Genomic DNA, 16892 nt, shown 5'->3' with positions numbered 1-16892 from the left:
TGAAGTTGTTGATGCCATACTTCCAGGAAAAGCTTCTAAGCTTCAGATATATAGGAACCGTACCCCAAACCGACACAGGTGGTTAGGTAGAGAATACTAAGGCGCTTGAGAGAACTCGGGTGAAGGAACTAGGCAAAATAGTACCGTAACTTCGGGAGAAGGTACGCTCTCTAGTGTTAAGCCCTTGCGGTGTAAGCACAGGAGAGTCGAAGTAACCAGGTGGCTGGAACTGTTTATTAAAAACACAGCACTGTGCAAAATCGAAAGATGACGTATACGGTGTGACGCCTGCCCGGTGCCGGAAGGTTAATTGATTGGGTTAGCGCAAGCGAAGCTCATGATCGAAGCCCCGGTAAACGGCGGCCGTAACTATAACGGTCCTAAGGTAGCGAAATTCCTTGTCGGGTAAGTTCCGACCTGCACGAATGGCGTAATCATGGCCACACTGTCTCCACCCGAGACTCAGTGAAATTGAATTTGCGGTTAAGATGCCGTATACCCGCGGCTAGACGGAAAGACCCCGTGAACCTTTACTATAGCTTGACAGTGAACATTGCTCCTACATGTGTAGGATAGGTGGGAGGCATTGAAGCAGCGTCGCTAGATGTTGTGGAGCCAATCTTGAAATACCACCCTTGTATGCGTGATGTTCTAACCTAGGGCCCTTATCGGGCTTGGGGACACTGTCTGGTGGGTAGTTTGACTGGGGCGGTCTCCTCCCAAAGAGTAACGGAGGAGCACGAAGGTTGGCTAAGTANGAAATTGAATTTGCGGTTAAGATGCCGTATACCCGCGGCTAGACGGAAAGACCCCGTGAACCTTTACTATAGCTTGACAGTGAACATTGCTCCTACATGTGTAGGATAGGTGGGAGGCTTTGAAGCAGCGTCGCTAGATGTTGTGGAGCCAATCTTGAAATACCACCCTTGTATGCGTGATGTTCTAACCTAGGGCCCTGATCGGGCTTGGGGACACTGTCTGGTGGGTAGTTTGACTGGGGCGGTCTCCTCCCAAAGAGTAACGGAGGAGCACGAAGGTTGGCTAAGTATGGTCGGACATCATACGGTTAGTGCAATGGCATAAGCCAGCTTAACTGCGAGACAGACACGTCGAGCAGGTACGAAAGTAGGTCATAGTGATCCGGTGGTTCTGTATGGAAGGGCCATCGCTCAACGGATAAAAGGTACTCCGGGGATAACAGGCTGATACCGCCCAAGAGTTCATATCGACGGCGGTGTTTGGCACCTCGATGTCGGCTCATCACATCCTGGGGCTGAAGTCGGTCCCAAGGGTATGGCTGTTCGCCATTTAAAGTGGTACGCGAGCTGGGTTTAGAACGTCGTGAGACAGTTCGGTCCCTATCTGCCGTGGGCGTTTGAGAATTGAAGAGGGCTGCTCCTAGTACGAGAGGACCGGAGTGGACGAACCTCTGGTGTTCGGGTTGTCACGCCAGTGGCATTGCCCGGTAGCTATGTTCGGAACTGATAACCGCTGAAAGCATCTAAGCGGGAAGCAGGCTTTGAGATGAGTTCTCACTGGGACTTTGAGTCCCCTAAAGGGTCGTTGGAGACTACAACGTTGATAGGTCAGGTGTGTAAGTCCTGTGAGGGATTGAGCTAACTGATACTAATTGCCCGTGAGGCTTAACCATACAACACCCAAGCGGTTTTCGTTTGAGACTGTATGGTCTGATAAAATCACGCATTAAAGAATATTGAGTAATGGTTTAATAGCTTTCTAAATTATTAAGTTAGTAGGTCCGAATTTATTCGGACGTTATTAACAACAGTTTTTGTCTAGCGACAATAGCACTGTGGAACCACCTGATCCCATGCCGAACTCAGAAGTGAAACGCAGTAGCGCCGATGGTAGTGTGGGGGTTCCCATGTGAGAGTAGGTCATCGCTAGGCTCCTANTCTAAATTATTAAGTTAGTAGGTCCGAATTTATTCGGACGTTATTAACAACAGTTTTTGTCTAGCGACAATAGCACTGTGGAACCACCTGATCCCATGCCGAACTCAGAAGTGAAACGCAGTAGCGCCGATGGTAGTGTGGGGGTTCCCATGTGAGAGTAGGTCATCGCTAGGCTCCCATTTCGAAAAGCCCTTAGCTAACGCTAAGGGCTTTTTTCGTATGGAGCCTTTTGTGACCTACACCATTGAAGGCATAGCATTGCGTATCCAATAAATGCACGCCACTGCCGTAGGAGGTCCCTGATATCGCTTAGGCGATTCAGGGATGACGTTCTAAGTAAACTCACTCCGCGCATCAACTCATTTATAAAAATAATCACCGTCGTCCCGCAGTGCTTTTGTGCGGGATCTCCCTAATTCACATTGCTCTTATTAAAACAAACTCCATTTCTCAAATAGTTATGTAACAAATTCATTTCCTTGCTAAAATACACATAACTTACCTTATTAGAATATATTCATGGCAATTAACTGGTTCCCCGGGCATATGCATAAAGCCCAAAAAGAAATTAAAGAAATCATTCATATGATCGATGTAGTTATCGAGGTATGTGATTCACGTTTACCGTTTAGTAGTGAAAACCCAATGATCACCGAGATCCGTGGTGATAAACCACTGATTAAAATTCTTAATAAAAGTGATTTATCCGATCCTAAGTTAACTAAACTATGGATTGATTATTTTCATTCGCAACAAAACGTAAAAGCTATAGCTTTAACAACTGATGAGCCTAGTGGGGCAAAAAGTATTGCTGCGTTAATACGTAAACTTGTACCGAATAAAGATGAAGAAGGTAAGCAAATCAACGCCATGATCATGGGCATACCTAATGTTGGTAAATCTACGCTTATCAATACGTTAGTTGGAAAAGTAAAAGCTAAAGTAGGTAATGAACCGGCTGTGACCAAAGCACAGCAACGTATTCGTTTAGAAGAAGGAGTGTATTTATATGATACTCCAGGCATGTTGTGGCCAAAAATTGCTAACGAAAATAGTGGTTATCGATTAGCCGTTTCTGGTGGTATCAAAGATACTGCTTTTGATCATGAAGATATCGCTTGTTTTGCAGCAGATTACCTTATTAAAGCATATCCTGAATTATTAAAAGACAGATATGGTTTAACTGAAATTCCTGATACAGAAATTGAATTTCTTGAGGCTATGGGGCGTAAACGAGGCTGTGTTAAAGGTGGCGGGCATGTTGATTTTCATAAAGCTTCAGAAATCCTTATCAATGAAATACGAGATAAAACCTTAGGTAATATCACCTTTGAAACACCAGAAATGGTTGAGAAAGAAAACGTCTACTTTGAAGAGTTACAAGCAAAAAGAATTGCAGAGCGAGAAGCTAAAAAAGAAGCTCGAGGACGTGGCCGTAAGAATAAGCCTAAAAAGAAAAAAAGTGGCAAGTAAGGAGTTTACATGAGTGAAGAATTTAAGTTGCACCCTGATCTGCAAAGGGATGGTATTGAAATAGCTGATTTACCTTTGTGTAAGCTACTATTATGTAATGACAGTAACTATCCTTGGTTTATCATGGTGCCAAAGCGCAGTGATGTTAAAGATATCTATGAGTTGTCTTGGACAGATCAACTTCAATTTCTAAATGAGTCGAGTGCCGTTTCTGAAATTTTAATGCAGTGTTTTAATGGTGATAAAATGAATGTTGCTGCTTTAGGTAATGTTACACCACAACTTCATATTCACCATGTTGTCCGCTTTGCAGAGGATCCGAGTTGGCCTAAACCTATATGGGGGCAATTGCCTTTAGTACCATATTCTGAAAAAGAGCTTAATAGTTTAAAAGGCAAGTTAATCCCTATGTTAAATGAAGTTCTTAAAACCGATACGCAATAGGTTATACAAAGTTAATTAATCAAATTAGTCTTAGCCGTAATTTGCCTCTAAATTGCTAACCTGTTCAAACAGTTTAGTATTTTCAGGCGTTAATAAGCCGTGTCTTAATCCAAGATTATGTATATAGCCATTGATATAGCTCACTTCCGTTCTGCGTTTATTTTTAACATCTTCGCGCATTGATGAGCTATTCATGCTGGTGTTCTTAATCACGGTTTTTATTGTGTTAAGAGTTTCTGTTATATCTAGTGAAATACCTTCTAGCTCTGCCACTATGATAACCTCACTTGTAATGCTCTCAATTATTTTTGAATAGGCCGCTGCGCTTAATTCACCGTTATTAATGTTATTTATTGCTGTTAATGCATTAACAGCACAGTTTATCGCAAGTTTTTTCCATTGTAATAATGTAATAGAATTACAGAATTCGAAGCCTATATCATTAGTCGATAATTCAACTAAAAGGTCTAATATTTCTCTATCACCAATATGGTTATTAACTGGACCTATTTGATTGATACCTATGCCTGTGTGCTTTACATGATTCTTTGCTAATTTACGAGCCGCTTGGGTGGTGAGCAGTGTATAAATAGGATTTTTAGGGGATGTAGTAAGGTTTAACTCTTCAATAACTCCCATACCATTATGCATTAAAATAATGATGGTATTTTCTGCTATGGAATCTTTGATAGAGCTAACAACATTTGCTACATCGTATGATTTTACGCAAATAAGTACTATATCTGCAGTTTTCATAAAAGCTTCATCTGCAGTTTGGTATTGCATGCTTGTATTACAGCCATGCAAATCTGTGTAGGTAAATGATTTATATATATTGTCGTTGCTTCTAGTTTTTATCCTAACATCTGCTTGTGTATTCAGTTGTTGGTAAAATAATAAGCCCATTGCGCCAGAGCCGACGATAACTATATTCATGGTTAATCTTTTACTCGTTTCAATTGGCATGTTTTAAGACATATAAAGTAAAATACGCAGCCAAGTATATCAGCAATAAAGTCACTTATTTGCCCATTCCTAAAGCCAAGGTATTCTTGTCCTAATTCAGTTAACCCAGCGTAGATGATAATACTGATTAATGTTGAGGTTATTTTTAATTTTAAAATCGTATTAAGTAACCAAGATAATATAAAGAAGCCAATGAAATGACCTGTTTTATCTAGTAGGTTATTTTGCGATAAAAATGTAATAACTTGGCCATCATTAGTTATTATTAAACTAATGCATACAAGTATTAAGACTAAGAAAATGCTTGATTTCAGGTTCACTAGATATGTCTATTAATAAATTTTAATTATATTAACACGAGTATGTAAATTAATTCTTATTTACAATGATTTTATCTGCTAAAGTTGATTGTATCTAGCTCTAGATGATGAGCTTTGATAATCTATGACCCAAGAATAAAATAACCTTTAGAGAAAAAATTATGCCTTCATTAGATATTGTTTCTGAAGTTGACTTAGAAGAAGTTAGAAATGCCACCGACAATGCTACTCGAGAGTTGAGTACGCGATTTGATTTTAGAGGTGCAGAAGCTTCTTTTGAATTTAAAAACCCAAATGTAACCGTTAAAGCTGAAGCTGATTTTCAAATTCAGCAAATGCTCGATATGCTTAGAGGCCAATTATCAAAACGTAACATAGACTCAAAAGCTATGACTGTTGGTGATTTCAATCATTCAGGTAAAACCTTCTCTCAACAAGTTACCTTTAAAGTAGGTGTTGAACAGGTTGTTGCTAAGAAAGTTGTGAAACTAATCAAAGATAGTAAACTTAAAGTTCAAGCGTCTATTCAAGGCGATAAGATTCGAGTTACCGGTAAAAAACGAGATGAATTGCAAGCTGTAATGCAGCTTGTTCGTAATGCCGAACTTGATCAAACTTTTCAATTTAACAATTTTAAAGACTAGTTTATTACGAGTCTTTAAAACTGGCTAAATAATAATTATAACAACTACTAAAACTGAGAATTTATGGCGACGTCAAGAGGTGAGTTTAGCTCACGATTAGGCTTTATTTTAGCTGCTGCAGGCTCTGCAGTCGGCCTAGGTAATATTTGGGGCTTTCCTACACAAACAGCCAGTAATGGTGGCGCAGCTTTTGTATTAGTTTATCTAGTATTAGCCTTTTGTTTAGCCTACCCTGCGTTTATGGCTGAATTACTTATTGGCCGTTTTGGGCAAGCTAATGCTGTCACTTCTTTGCAAAAAATGTCCCATTCGTTATTACAAAAGCGGTTTGCTTTTTTAGTAGGCTTTGGCGGTATCATTTGTGCAGCTCTTATATTAAGTTTCTACGGGATTATTGCCGGTTGGATGATGTCTTATGCGGTTGAACCGGTTACTAAGTTAGTCGGTTTAACTGATGCCTCACAATGGGTCATTAGCCAAGGCTTGGTTCGTAACTTACTGTTTACTGCTCTGTTTATGTTTTTAACTATTTTTATTATTCGCCGTGGAGTGGAGCAGGGTATTGAAAAATGGTCTAAACGCCTAATGCCATTGATGATAGCTTTATTAGCTATTTTAATTATTTATGTAATGACTTTAGATGGTGCTAGTGCTGGTTTACAAGCGTATTTAAATCCTGATCTTAGCCGAGTGTTTAAACCTGATTTATTGGTGAGCGCATTAGGCCAAGCATTCTTCTCTTTATCTTTAGGTACAAGTGTGATGATCATTTATGGTTCGTACATATCTAAAAAAGAGAACTTAGTAAGCTTAGGTGCACAGGTTACCTTAATAGATGTTTCAATCGCATTCTTAGCTGGTTTATTGATTATCCCTGCTATGTATGTAGCTCAAGCTCAAGGCGTTGCTATATATGCTGATGATGGTTCGTTAATCGCGGGGCCAAGTATGGTATTTGCTGTATTACCAACGTTATTTGAAGGTATGGGCGCAATTGGTTTATTTGTTGGTTTTGCCTTTTTCATTTTAATGAGTGTTGCGGCTTTAACTTCATCTATTTCAATGCTTGAGGGGCCTGTTTCTTATGCTGTAGAACGTCATAACATGCAGAGAGAAAAAGCCACTACAGTTATTGGTATTTTAATTTTCGTTATCAGTGTGGTCATTATTCTCAACCTTGATTTTATGCTTGATCTCGTCGCTATGGTAGCTACCGAATATGGTCAGCCTATTATTGCAATGCTTTGTTGTATCTTTGTTGGTTGGATCTGGCATCGTAACTCTGTGCTTGATGAATTAAAACACGGTAATGAAGCTGTAGAGCATACAATATTTTGGAAAATTTGGCCTTGGTATACCAAATTTATTTGTCCATTAGCTATTGCTACGGTATTTATTCACTCTCTTTAACAAGTAGGTATGAAACAGTTAAAAGCCGCATTTTATGCGGCTTTTTTAATGCTAACGAGTTTTGCACTTACAAATCATGTCAATGAATTATTTTTGTGGCCATGCAAGCTGCCAAGGAGAAGTGAGTTCAGTTAATTTTTCGCTAACTTGTGGCAATAAGAAATACTCTCCAAAGCAAGGATTAACTTGAAATTCGTAACTCTCCCCTAGTAATTCAAACTGCAATGCAAACGCGTGTAAATATCCTCTATCGGCTTGAGCCGAAGGGTTATAGATTGTATCGCCGATGATAGGTGATCCAATACTATTTAAGGCAACTCTAATTTGATGGGTTTTACCACTTAGTGGTCTTATGATGAATAGTCTAAGACCATTATTTATAGAGTAAGAGAAGAATTGGCTGATCGCAGGGTTGTGCATTGTGCGCAGTAATTTCCACGCGCTACGGCGGCTTTTTGCCATATCACCTTTGATCCAACCTTGTTTTTTCTTTGGCTTGTTTTTACTTAATGCAAGATAGTATTTATTGATTTTATGTAGCTCAAATAACTTGCCAAACTCGGCAGCAATTTTTGCCGATTTGGCAAAGATAACTAAGCCAGAAGTCATTTTATCAATACGATGAACAGGGTAGAGTTCAGCTAAATTTAAAGAGGACTGCACCTGGCTATGTAAACCAGAGCCAGGTGTTTGTTCATCATGAAAACTGCAGTCGGAGGTTTTATTGATTACGATAAAGTGCTCTAAATCAGCAACAATATTAAAAACCGACTTAGTCATAAAAGTTAATGAAATGCGCCAACAATAATAAAACCAATAATGGTTAAACCTGCTGAAACTAGGGTGTATGGTAATTGCGTTTTAACGTGTTCGAAATGATCACAGCCACTAGCAATTGATGCTACCACAGTTGAGTCTGATATCGGTGAGGCATGATCGCCAAATACACCACCACTTAACACCGCGGCAACTAAAAATGGTACAGGCAAGCCTGTGGTTAACGCAATTGGCACTGCAATCGGGATAAGTAGGGCAAAAGTCCCCCAAGATGTTCCTGTTGAAAATGCCATTAAACCAGCAGCTAAGAAAATTAACGGTGCTACTAGAATTAAAGGGAAATCAGGCGTTAATAACTGGCTTACATATATTCCTGTACCTAGTTCTTTAATCGCAGTACCAAAAGCAAATGACAGTACTAAAATAGTTACCGCAGGTAGCATATTTTTGATGCCGTCAATTGAGCTTATCATTACATCTTTAAAGCTTAATAGTTTGTAACTAAATATCATAATAATAAGTAAAACTAATGCTGAAATAACCGCTGTTAATACCGATAGTGAGCCTGAGCCTTGACGAATATCACCATTACCAGTGTAATAAAGCATACCTATGGTGATTGCCATTAAGCTTAACATTGGTAGCCACATTACACGTGCTTTAGCAGGTGTGATACTTTTATCTGGTTGAGATGCAACAATAGAGCTTTCACTTTGTGCTAGTGGCCCGAAAAGTTTACCTGTATAGGCTGTATAGTATGCCAATAAGACTGCAATAATTGCATAGAAGTTATAACCTAAAGTGCCAATTAACACCCCGATTGGATCGTCTAAGTTATAGCCATCAAGTAAGCCGAGTAAATATGCGCCCCAACCATTTATTAAGAATAAAACACTAATAGGAGAACATGTCGAATCAATTAAAAATGCTAATTTAGCTCTGCTCAAACCATGTTGGTCAAACAACTTTTGTGATGCCATACCTGCAGAGAACATACTTAAGTTGGTGTCTGTAAAAATACTCGTACCAACAATTGTTGGTAATAGACTAGCTTGGCGTTTACTTTTCACTAAGCTCATATTGGCTAAGCTTTCAATAAAACCTTGTACTGCGCCTGAACTATTCATTAAGGCAACTAATGCACCAATGAGCAAACTAAAGGTAATGATTCGGGCATTACCTGTTGATGCGAAAACATTAAGAACTTCACCCGCAGAGTTTACCGCAGCATCAATAGGTTGCCAGCTGTTGAGTAGTAGAAAACATAAAAATATTCCGCTAATTAACGCAATGATGGCATTTTTACGCCATACCGCGATGATAATAGCAATTAAAGGAGGGAGTAGAGTTAAGGCACTATCAGACATAAATACTTAAATTCAGTTGGTTATATAATAACTTTACCTTGCAATTTTAATTTGTACAAAGAATAGTTGTAAATGATTGATAAATTTTACAGATTTAAGTCTTTCGGCTACCTTTGTTTTATGGCTGTTAATTGTTTGTGGTTGTTTTGCTTTGCCGTGATTGTTGTATCTATTTGATGAAAATACGAAAAATTACAAAATAAACTTGTACAAATTAAACAATGTAATTGAAAAATATGTACTTTCCCCCACATAATAGCGATATATAATTATATTGCTGATTTGAACTCACTGATCAAGCTATTTTGGAGCAAGGCAACTTTGACTTTATCTATTTCTGATTTAACTCAAGCGTTTGAAAAAAATCACCTAACATCAATCTCTGGGGTACAACGAGGTATTGAGCGTGAAACCTTACGTATTCAAGCCGATGGTAAACTGTCTACTCAATCCCATAATAAAGCTCTTGGTAGCGCTTTAACTCATCCTTATATTACTACAGACTATTCTGAGAGCTTATTAGAGTTTATTACACCTGTATCAACGTCTATCGATGAATCATTAAACCAGCTAAAAGATGTACAAAAGTTTACTTTAGAGCATATCAATGGCGATTCTTTTTGGCCTATGAGTATGCCTTGTGTCGTTGATGATGAAGAGCAAATTAAATTAGCTAATTACGGTACTTCCAATGTAGGGAAAATGAAAACTGCTTATCGACAAGGATTAAAAAATCGTTATGGCAGCATGATGCAAGTAATTGCGGGTATTCATTTTAATTTTTCATTTTCAGATGCATTTTTTGTTTCATTACAAGAAATTATTGGTGATCAGCAGCCATTACAAGATTTTAAATCAGAGCGTTACTTTGCACTTATTCGTAACTACAAACGTTTTGGCTGGTTGATCCCATATTTATTTGGTAGCTCTCCTGCTTTATGCCCAAGCTTTTTGCAAGGCAAGCCACACAAGATACCGTTTAAAGTAGCACCTAAAGGCTGTTATTACTTAGAGTATGCTACTTCACTAAGAATGAGTGATTTAGGTTACACTAACTCGTCGCAATCTGATTTACACATCTGTAATAACTCCGTAGATAGTTACGTTGATGCAGTGCAAAAAGCAATTAACTTACCTTCAAAAGAATTTGAATCACTCGGTGTTAAAGTCGATGGCGTCTATCAGCAACTAAATACCAATATTTTACAAATTGAGAACGAGCTTTATGCTCCAATAAGACCTAAGCGTGTAGCTAAGTCGGGCCAGAAACCTTCTGATGCATTAAAGGAAGGAGGCGTAGAATACATTGAAGTACGTGCCATGGATGTAAACCCATTTGTTAGTACCGGTATAAGTAAAGAGCAGATGTATTTCTTAGATGTATTTATTACTTATTGTATGCTCAAAGACAGCCCGTTAATAAACGCAGAGCAAAAGAAAGCATTTACCTTAAATACTGATAAAGTCGTATTAGAAGGACGTAATCCAGACTTAGTGCTAAATGATAAAGGTCGGGAAACAAATGTGCCTGAGTGGGGTAATGAAATCTTTACCGATTTAGCTGTTATAGCGAACCTTTATGATAAAGCTTATAACGTAAATTGCTATTCACAGGTGATTGCTGATGAATTAGCTAAAATAAATAATCCTAGCTTAACTCCTTCAGCCAAAATTTTGGATGACTTACTAACAAAAGATAAAGGTATTGTTGGTTGGTCAATGCAATACGTTAATCAATTTAAACAAGAGATAAATGAGCATCAATACACCGTATTTGATAAAGAGCTTTTACAAAATATTGCGGCAGATTCTCTTATCAAGCAAAAGCAAATTGAAGATGCTGATACATTGGATTTTGATGCGTTCTTGGCTGATTATTTTAAATGCTCTTAAAAAATATTTAATTAATTTGAACTTATTTAAAAAACAACACTCTCACTTTAGGTAAGACATTTTATTTCCTTGTGAATGACACTTTTAAACGCATACCTTCGGGTTATGCGTTTTTTTTTTGCTTTCATGGATGAAAGTATGCAAATCACCATGGATGGTTTTAGATTTGTAGTACAGGATGGTCGTAATCCGATACCGCCGGGAGCGGAGTATCGGTAGCCTATAGGATGACGATTTTTATCTCATCCATGAGAAAATCGCATACATTACATCGTGTAAATATAGGTATGCAAATTTGGCCATGGAAGGCGATAAATTTGTAATGATAGATGTGGGGTATGCCGAAACACCATGGATGGTTTAGTTTCGGCGGCCTGCAGGATGGCGATAAATTTGTAGTGAGGAATAAAATATTAGTACACCTTGGTACGTCACGGTTTTAGATTTGTAGTACAGGATGGTAGTAATCCTGTGTTTTTCTATTCATGCTTTTGCAGAATTATTAATAATTATTGCCCTTTTTACGCTATTTAAATTTAATTTAAAATAATTTGAACTTATCTAAACAAGTTTACTCATACTATATGAAAGTATTTTCTCCCTGGATTGCTTTCTACTATTCAAAGCGCGTAATTGTAGTACGCGCTATTTTTTTGTCTAAATTTTAGCAATTACAATATTTTTCAAATTAATAAGTAAAATAATTAAAATTAAACTCGTTTTCTGTCACACTATAATCTCTTAAATCAGAAATAATAAAAATATCGGTTTTATTTATGAAACGTCTGCTGCTTTTCCCATTTATCATCTTAGCGTTGCAATTGAGTGGCTGTACAACTCCACCACCGCAGAATCCTGAAAATATATGCGAAATTTTTCGCGAGCATCATAGTTGGTATGAAGGTGCTAAAGATATGAAAGAGCGTTGGGGCGTTCCTATCCATGTACCTATGAGTATGATGTATCAAGAAAGCTCTTTCCGTGCTGATGCATTGCCACCAAGAGATTATCTATTTGGTTTTATTCCTTGGGGTAGGGTGAGTAGTGCTTATGGGTTTGCTCAAGCTAAAACACTTACTTGGGACGACTATATTCGCGAAAGTGATAACAGTGGTGCTGATAGAGATGATTTTGATGACGCGATTGATTTTATGGGCTGGTTTATTTCAAAAACTCAAAAAATTAATGGTATTTCTAAGTGGGATCCATACAGCCAATATCTAAATTACCATGAAGGCTGGGGCGGCTTTAGAAAGAAATCCTACAATAAAAAACCTTGGTTATTAAAGGTATCGCGTAAGGTAGAAAGCAGAGCCAAAACTTACAGTGCACAACTAAGAAGCTGCCAAGAAGAATTAGATAGTAGCTGGTTATGGCGAGTAATTTTTTATTAATTTAGTTAGCCAGTAATAAGTAAGAAAAGGTAGTTGATCTATTTGATAACTACCTTTTTTATTGGGCATTTTTAGCTGTACTCGGACATTATTAACTTGCCAGCTTTAGCCCCAATCATAACGGTTGGTGCATTGGTGTTAGCACTCACTAAGGTTGGCATAATTGAAGCATCTACCACTCTTAATGCTTTAAGCCCATGGACCTTTAAATTATCATCGACAACGGATAATTCATCATTGCCCATTTTACATGTGCCTACGGGGTGGTAAATATTGTTCGATTTTGACTTTAAAAACTCAATTATTTGCTCATCCGTTTGTACATTATCTCCTGGGAATATTTCATCAATAATCCCTTTTGCTAATGGCGGTGTAGCAAGCAACTTGCGTGTTAATTTTACCGCTTTGACCATGTCTGATAAATCATCAGGGTGACTAAGCATATTACTATTTATTAAAGGGGCGGAAGTGATGTTCGCATCTTGTAAAGTAATATCCCCCCGACTTTTAGGACGTAGTAAACAAACGTGCATGCTGGTACCGCGCTCAAGAAATATTTTTAAATTACGACCATGATCGTCCATAGCTCCTGCGATAAACTGCCATTGAATCTCGGGGCGCTTAGTATCAGCGGATAATGGAACAAAACCGCCTGACTCCACTAGGCTCGTACTAAGTAATCCAGTTTTACTCTTTATATATCTACCTAGCTCTTTGCATAGATAAATCAAATTATTTGGTTGCAGGGTGATAAGGTTATTAGCTTTATGGCGGTTAACTATTATGGCATCAACATGGTCTTGTAGGTTTTTACCAACCCCTATTAGCTCATGTTGTACTTTAATTTTATGTTTATCCAACTCATCCTTAGGACCAATACCACTGAGCATTAATATTTGCGGACTGTGTATAGCACCAGCACTTAAAATAACTTCTTTTTTAGCCTTTAATGTGTACTTTGTCTGTTTTTGCCAAAACTGCACACCAACAGCAACCTTATCTTCTAATAATATTTTTTCAACTCTAGCATTGGTGATAATAGTTAAGTTTTGTCGATGCTTGATTGGCTCTAAAAACGCCTTAGCGGCACTACAGCGTTTACCATTTTTTTGAGTTACTTGATAATAACCAACTCCGGCTTGTGATTCGCCATTAAAGTCGGGATTAAATTTATAACCTGCATTAAGACCTGATTGAACTAATTGCGCGCCTATAGGGTTCATAGACCTTGAATCAGCTACATTTAATCCATAGTTTGGCTTCTTGTCATCTGGTTTAATAAATCCATGGTATGTATTTTTTATCCGCTGTTGATGCTCTGTTTCAATAAAATAGGGCAGGACTTCATCAAACGACCAGCCTTTATTACCTAGCTTTGCCCAATGGTCATAATCTTGTTTTTGGCCGCGAGTATATAACATAGCATTGATAGCGCTACTGCCACCTAACCCTTTGCCTCTTGGGTTATATATTAGCCGATTGTTCTGCTGTGGCTGAGGCGTAGAGTTCAAGCAATAATTAAACTTTTTTAACCGCATAAGTGCAGCTGTGCCTATAGGAGTATTAACTAAAACGCTATTATTGTCGCCACCATTTTCGAGTAAGCAAACGTTGAATAAGCCATCTTCGGATAGTTTATTGGCTAATACACAACCGGCAGAGCCTGCGCCGATAATTATAAAATCATATTCTTGTTGCACGAGCTCTCCAATTTACCTAAATGGCTTTCCAGTTATAATACCAAGTCCATTAATTAACAGCTCATTTTTAATGGTTAAAATGAATAACTACTGCGTTATAAAATTTATAAGTAGAATAACTACTTACTAAATTTTATGCCTTGCCTACATGGAAGTAGGTACTTAGGTTATGTTTGGAACGTATAACCTGTGTATTTATCCCTTTTTCCTCATGAAAAAGTAGATCAAGTAGTTAATGGAATTGGTATAACTTTACGTTAGCAACTTTATGTAAGTGAAACAACAGCCTATAAATACGAAAAAGCCGAACTCAATCAAAGATTATGGTTCGGCTTTCAAATAAATGTATAAACACTCTAGTTGATTAAATTGCTGTTATACAAGTTAGCTTTTATAGTGCTCGGGCATAATACGTACAGTTTTTATCATATTATCAGCTACCTCAATAATTTCTATTGGGTAGCCAGCAATTCGCATACTTATGTTAGGTTTTGGGATCTCTTCTAAATACTCAAGTATCAAACCATTTAAGGTCTTTGGCCCATCAGTTGGAAATGCCCATGACATTTCTTTATTGATATCTCGAATTGTTGCCGTGCCATCAACTAATACTGTTCCATCTGGTTGCATAGTTACTTCATCACTTGGAGCTGGCTCCATGGTTGTAGTAAAGTCACCAACGATTTCTTCTAAAATATCTTCTAGAGTTACTAAGCCTTGAATATCACCGTACTCATCAACTACAAGCCCTAAGCGCTCTTTAGCTCGTTGGAACTTTAATAACTGCACATTAAGTTGTGTACCTTCAGGAATAAAGTACATTTCACTTACGGCGCGTAATAATGTTGCCTTAGTAAATTGCGCTTTTGATAATAGTTTTACCGCATCACGCATATGTACGTAACCCACGACATCATCAATATTGTCACGATATAAGATGACACGGGTGTGATTGGCTTGAGTTAATTGCTTTTGTATTTTTTTCCAGTCGTCATTGATATCAATACCTTGGATCTCACTGCGTGGGATCATGATATCTTCAACGGTAACTTTTTCTAAGTCTAAAATACTAACCAACATATCTTGGTCACGAGCAGGAAGCAGGGCACTAGATTCATTAACTACTGTTCGTAGCTCTTCTGTACTTAAGCTATGTTGCTCTCTTTGTTCTGGACTTATACGTAGCAAGATCAAAATACCGTTGGTTATCCAATTTAAGGCAACAACAAATGGGTAAAGCAACTTTAATAATAGGTTGAGTAATATTGAACTTGGGAAGGCTACTCGCTCAGGGTGCAACGCCGCTAACGTTTTCGGCGTTACTTCGGCAAAGATTAATATAATAAAGGTTAATGCAAGACCGGCTACAACAGGTCCTGTTTCTGCATCGAGCAAACGGGCACCAATAATACCGGCAATAATTGATGCAAAGATATTTACTAGATTATTTCCAATTAGGATCAAGCCGATTAATTGATCAGGGCGTGCAAGTAGTTTGCTTACGCGCTTAGCTCCTTTGTGGTTGTTCTTTTCAAGATGTCTTAAGCGATATCTATTTAAAGACATCATTCCTGTTTCAGAGCTAGAAAAATATGCAGAAATTAAAATGAGCACACAAAGCATAACAATAAGTGTACTGGTTGATATGTCGTTCAATTATGGGGCCTTAAGTTAGTAAACATTAGTCGTTTATAATATAGCGTTATACATTATAAGTTAGGATAAGAGAAACTCTTTTACAAATCTGCTACCAAAGTATGACAAAGTTAACACTGCGGTCGCAGTTAATGACAAGAGTAAAACTTTATGCCCACGCCAGCCTAAGCGGTAATGCCCAAGGAGGATAATGATGTATAAAGCTAGTGCTAATAAAGATAACACGGTTTTGTGAATGTTTTCGCTTGCCAAGAAGCCATCAACAAAAGCAAAGCCGACAATTTGTGAAATTATTAAGCACAAAGTACCTGCAAGCATAATGCTAAATAGCTGGCTTTCTACTTGTAATAATGGCGGAAGATGATTTACCGCAGCTAGGTTTTTTGTTTTTAATTTCAAATTGATATAACTTACTTGCAGGGCGTACAAAGTCGCAATGACTAAAATGGCGTACGACATTAAAGCTAAAGATATATGCAATACTAAACTAAATTGTCCTGCATCAATTGCAAGATGTGTGTGTTCAGGGAAGAGTAAAATAGTTAATTGAATTAATGCGGCAAAGCCATAAACCACAGGCAAGATTAAATTAGCTTTGAAACGGATAGCAATTAAGGTAATTGAAACTGAGATAATAAAAGCAACTAACGAAATAACATTCATTAAACTTAAATCGACGCTATTTTGGAAAAATATGCTTTGTGAAAGTAACAAGCTATGCAAAACGATAGCTAAACTGCCTAGGGACAAATATAGCTTAGGGTTTGGACCTTCAGGATGAAATAGCTTTGAGAATACTGACAATGCTGCAAAGGCATAAGATGCAACAACAGCTAATGATAAAAGTAGAACAACACTCACTTATTAAAACCCCAAAAGAATATATCTCATTACTAATAACTGCTAATACTATCAGAATATTAGCGTAAATA

At 37.8% G+C, this 16892-nt stretch carries 13 protein-coding genes and 3 rRNA genes; 9 read left to right on the top strand and 7 right to left on the bottom strand.

Going from position 1 to position 16892, the window contains the following annotated elements; genetic code table 11:
* From FNN08_RS08315 to FNN08_RS08295, 5 genes are all read left to right on the top strand, one after another.
* Positions 1-1651: ribosomal RNA gene (locus FNN08_RS08315) — 23S ribosomal RNA — on the top strand; the annotation flags it as partial.
* 144 nt (positions 1652-1795) lie between these two features.
* Positions 1796-1910 (top strand): 5S ribosomal RNA (gene rrf / locus FNN08_RS08310).
* A 65-nt stretch (positions 1911-1975) separates the two neighbouring features.
* Positions 1976-2090, top strand: a 5S ribosomal RNA gene (rrf, locus tag FNN08_RS08305).
* Positions 2091-2435: 345 nt separating this feature from the next.
* The gene (gene ylqF, locus FNN08_RS08300) at positions 2436-3389 is read left to right on the top strand and encodes a ribosome biogenesis GTPase YlqF (RefSeq protein WP_143584510.1); all 954 of its coding nucleotides are present in this window, start codon (positions 2436-2438) and stop codon (positions 3387-3389) included.
* A gap of 9 nt (positions 3390-3398) precedes the next feature.
* Entirely contained in the window at positions 3399-3833 is a 435-nt protein-coding gene (locus FNN08_RS08295) for an HIT domain-containing protein (protein WP_143584508.1), read from the top strand.
* Between the two features lie 30 nt (positions 3834-3863).
* Here the strand turns inward: FNN08_RS08295 and FNN08_RS08290 are convergent, their stop codons facing one another.
* Positions 3864-4769 carry a ketopantoate reductase family protein gene (locus FNN08_RS08290; protein ID WP_185962599.1) on the bottom strand — a complete coding sequence of 302 codons (906 nt, stop codon included), beginning with the start codon at positions 4767-4769 and terminating at the stop codon, positions 3864-3866.
* A gap of 2 nt (positions 4770-4771) precedes the next feature.
* A complete protein-coding gene (locus tag FNN08_RS16635) occupies positions 4772-5119 on the bottom strand; it encodes a VanZ family protein (protein ID WP_185962598.1) in 348 nt (115 codons plus the stop codon).
* Positions 5120-5280: 161 nt separating this feature from the next.
* On the opposite strand from FNN08_RS16635, the gene FNN08_RS08285 reads away from it, so the two are divergent.
* Entirely contained in the window at positions 5281-5763 is a 483-nt protein-coding gene (locus FNN08_RS08285) for a YajQ family cyclic di-GMP-binding protein (RefSeq protein ID WP_143584502.1), read from the top strand.
* 63 nt (positions 5764-5826) lie between these two features.
* Complete coding sequence (locus FNN08_RS08280; protein ID WP_143584500.1) at positions 5827-7173, top strand: sodium-dependent transporter; 1347 nt, start codon at positions 5827-5829, stop codon at positions 7171-7173.
* Positions 7174-7260: 87 nt separating this feature from the next.
* Here the strand turns inward: FNN08_RS08280 and FNN08_RS08275 are convergent, their stop codons facing one another.
* Both FNN08_RS08275 and FNN08_RS08270 read right to left on the bottom strand, forming a co-directional pair.
* Positions 7261-7953: a TIGR01621 family pseudouridine synthase gene (locus FNN08_RS08275; RefSeq protein ID WP_143584497.1), complete on the bottom strand. Its 693-nt coding sequence runs from the start codon at positions 7951-7953 to the stop codon at positions 7261-7263.
* A 5-nt stretch (positions 7954-7958) separates the two neighbouring features.
* Entirely contained in the window at positions 7959-9317 is a 1359-nt protein-coding gene (locus tag FNN08_RS08270; protein ID WP_143584494.1) for a Na+/H+ antiporter NhaC family protein, read from the bottom strand.
* Between the two features lie 321 nt (positions 9318-9638).
* Here FNN08_RS08270 and gshA point away from each other — a divergent pair, with 321 nt between their 5' ends.
* On the top strand, positions 9639-11210 hold the full coding sequence (gene gshA / locus FNN08_RS08265) for a glutamate--cysteine ligase (protein WP_143584491.1): 1572 nt from the start codon (positions 9639-9641) through the stop codon (positions 11208-11210).
* 776 nt (positions 11211-11986) lie between these two features.
* Positions 11987-12604 (top strand): hypothetical protein, encoded by a 618-nt coding sequence (locus FNN08_RS08260; protein ID WP_143584488.1) that lies wholly within the window; start codon positions 11987-11989, stop codon positions 12602-12604.
* Between the two features lie 71 nt (positions 12605-12675).
* Here FNN08_RS08260 and FNN08_RS08255 read toward each other — a convergent pair whose 3' ends face one another.
* The 3 genes from FNN08_RS08255 to FNN08_RS08245 all read right to left on the bottom strand — a co-directional run bounded on the left by FNN08_RS08255 (position 12676) and on the right by FNN08_RS08245 (position 16821).
* Positions 12676-14304 (bottom strand): GMC family oxidoreductase, encoded by a 1629-nt coding sequence (locus FNN08_RS08255; protein WP_143584486.1) that lies wholly within the window; start codon positions 14302-14304, stop codon positions 12676-12678.
* A gap of 384 nt (positions 14305-14688) precedes the next feature.
* Complete coding sequence (locus FNN08_RS08250) at positions 14689-15960, bottom strand: HlyC/CorC family transporter (protein ID WP_143584484.1); 1272 nt, start codon at positions 15958-15960, stop codon at positions 14689-14691.
* Between the two features lie 60 nt (positions 15961-16020).
* Positions 16021-16821 carry an inner membrane protein YpjD gene (locus tag FNN08_RS08245; protein ID WP_143584482.1) on the bottom strand — a complete coding sequence of 267 codons (801 nt, stop codon included), beginning with the start codon at positions 16819-16821 and terminating at the stop codon, positions 16021-16023.
* Positions 16822-16892: the final 71 nt, after the last annotated feature.

The organism is Thalassomonas sp. M1454 (assembly GCF_007097525.1).
Lineage (GTDB): Bacteria > Pseudomonadota > Gammaproteobacteria > Enterobacterales > Alteromonadaceae > Thalassotalea_A.
This window is presented reverse-complemented; position numbering and strand designations above follow the sequence as displayed.

Excerpts from the sequence above, each read along its gene's own strand:
- ylqF (WP_143584510.1), top strand. The coding sequence starts at position 2,436 with ATGGCAATTAACTGGTTCCCCGGGCATATGCATAAAGCCCAAAAAGAA.
- FNN08_RS08295 (WP_143584508.1), top strand. The coding sequence starts at position 3,399 with ATGAGTGAAGAATTTAAGTTGCACCCTGATCTGCAAAGGGATGGTATT.
- FNN08_RS08290 (WP_185962599.1), bottom strand. The coding sequence starts at position 4,769 with ATGAATATAGTTATCGTCGGCTCTGGCGCAATGGGCTTATTATTTTAC.
- FNN08_RS08285 (WP_143584502.1), top strand. The coding sequence starts at position 5,281 with ATGCCTTCATTAGATATTGTTTCTGAAGTTGACTTAGAAGAAGTTAGA.
- FNN08_RS08280 (WP_143584500.1), top strand. The coding sequence starts at position 5,827 with ATGGCGACGTCAAGAGGTGAGTTTAGCTCACGATTAGGCTTTATTTTA.
- FNN08_RS08275 (WP_143584497.1), bottom strand. The coding sequence starts at position 7,953 with ATGACTAAGTCGGTTTTTAATATTGTTGCTGATTTAGAGCACTTTATC.
- FNN08_RS08270 (WP_143584494.1), bottom strand. The coding sequence starts at position 9,317 with ATGTCTGATAGTGCCTTAACTCTACTCCCTCCTTTAATTGCTATTATC.
- FNN08_RS08260 (WP_143584488.1), top strand. The coding sequence starts at position 11,987 with ATGAAACGTCTGCTGCTTTTCCCATTTATCATCTTAGCGTTGCAATTG.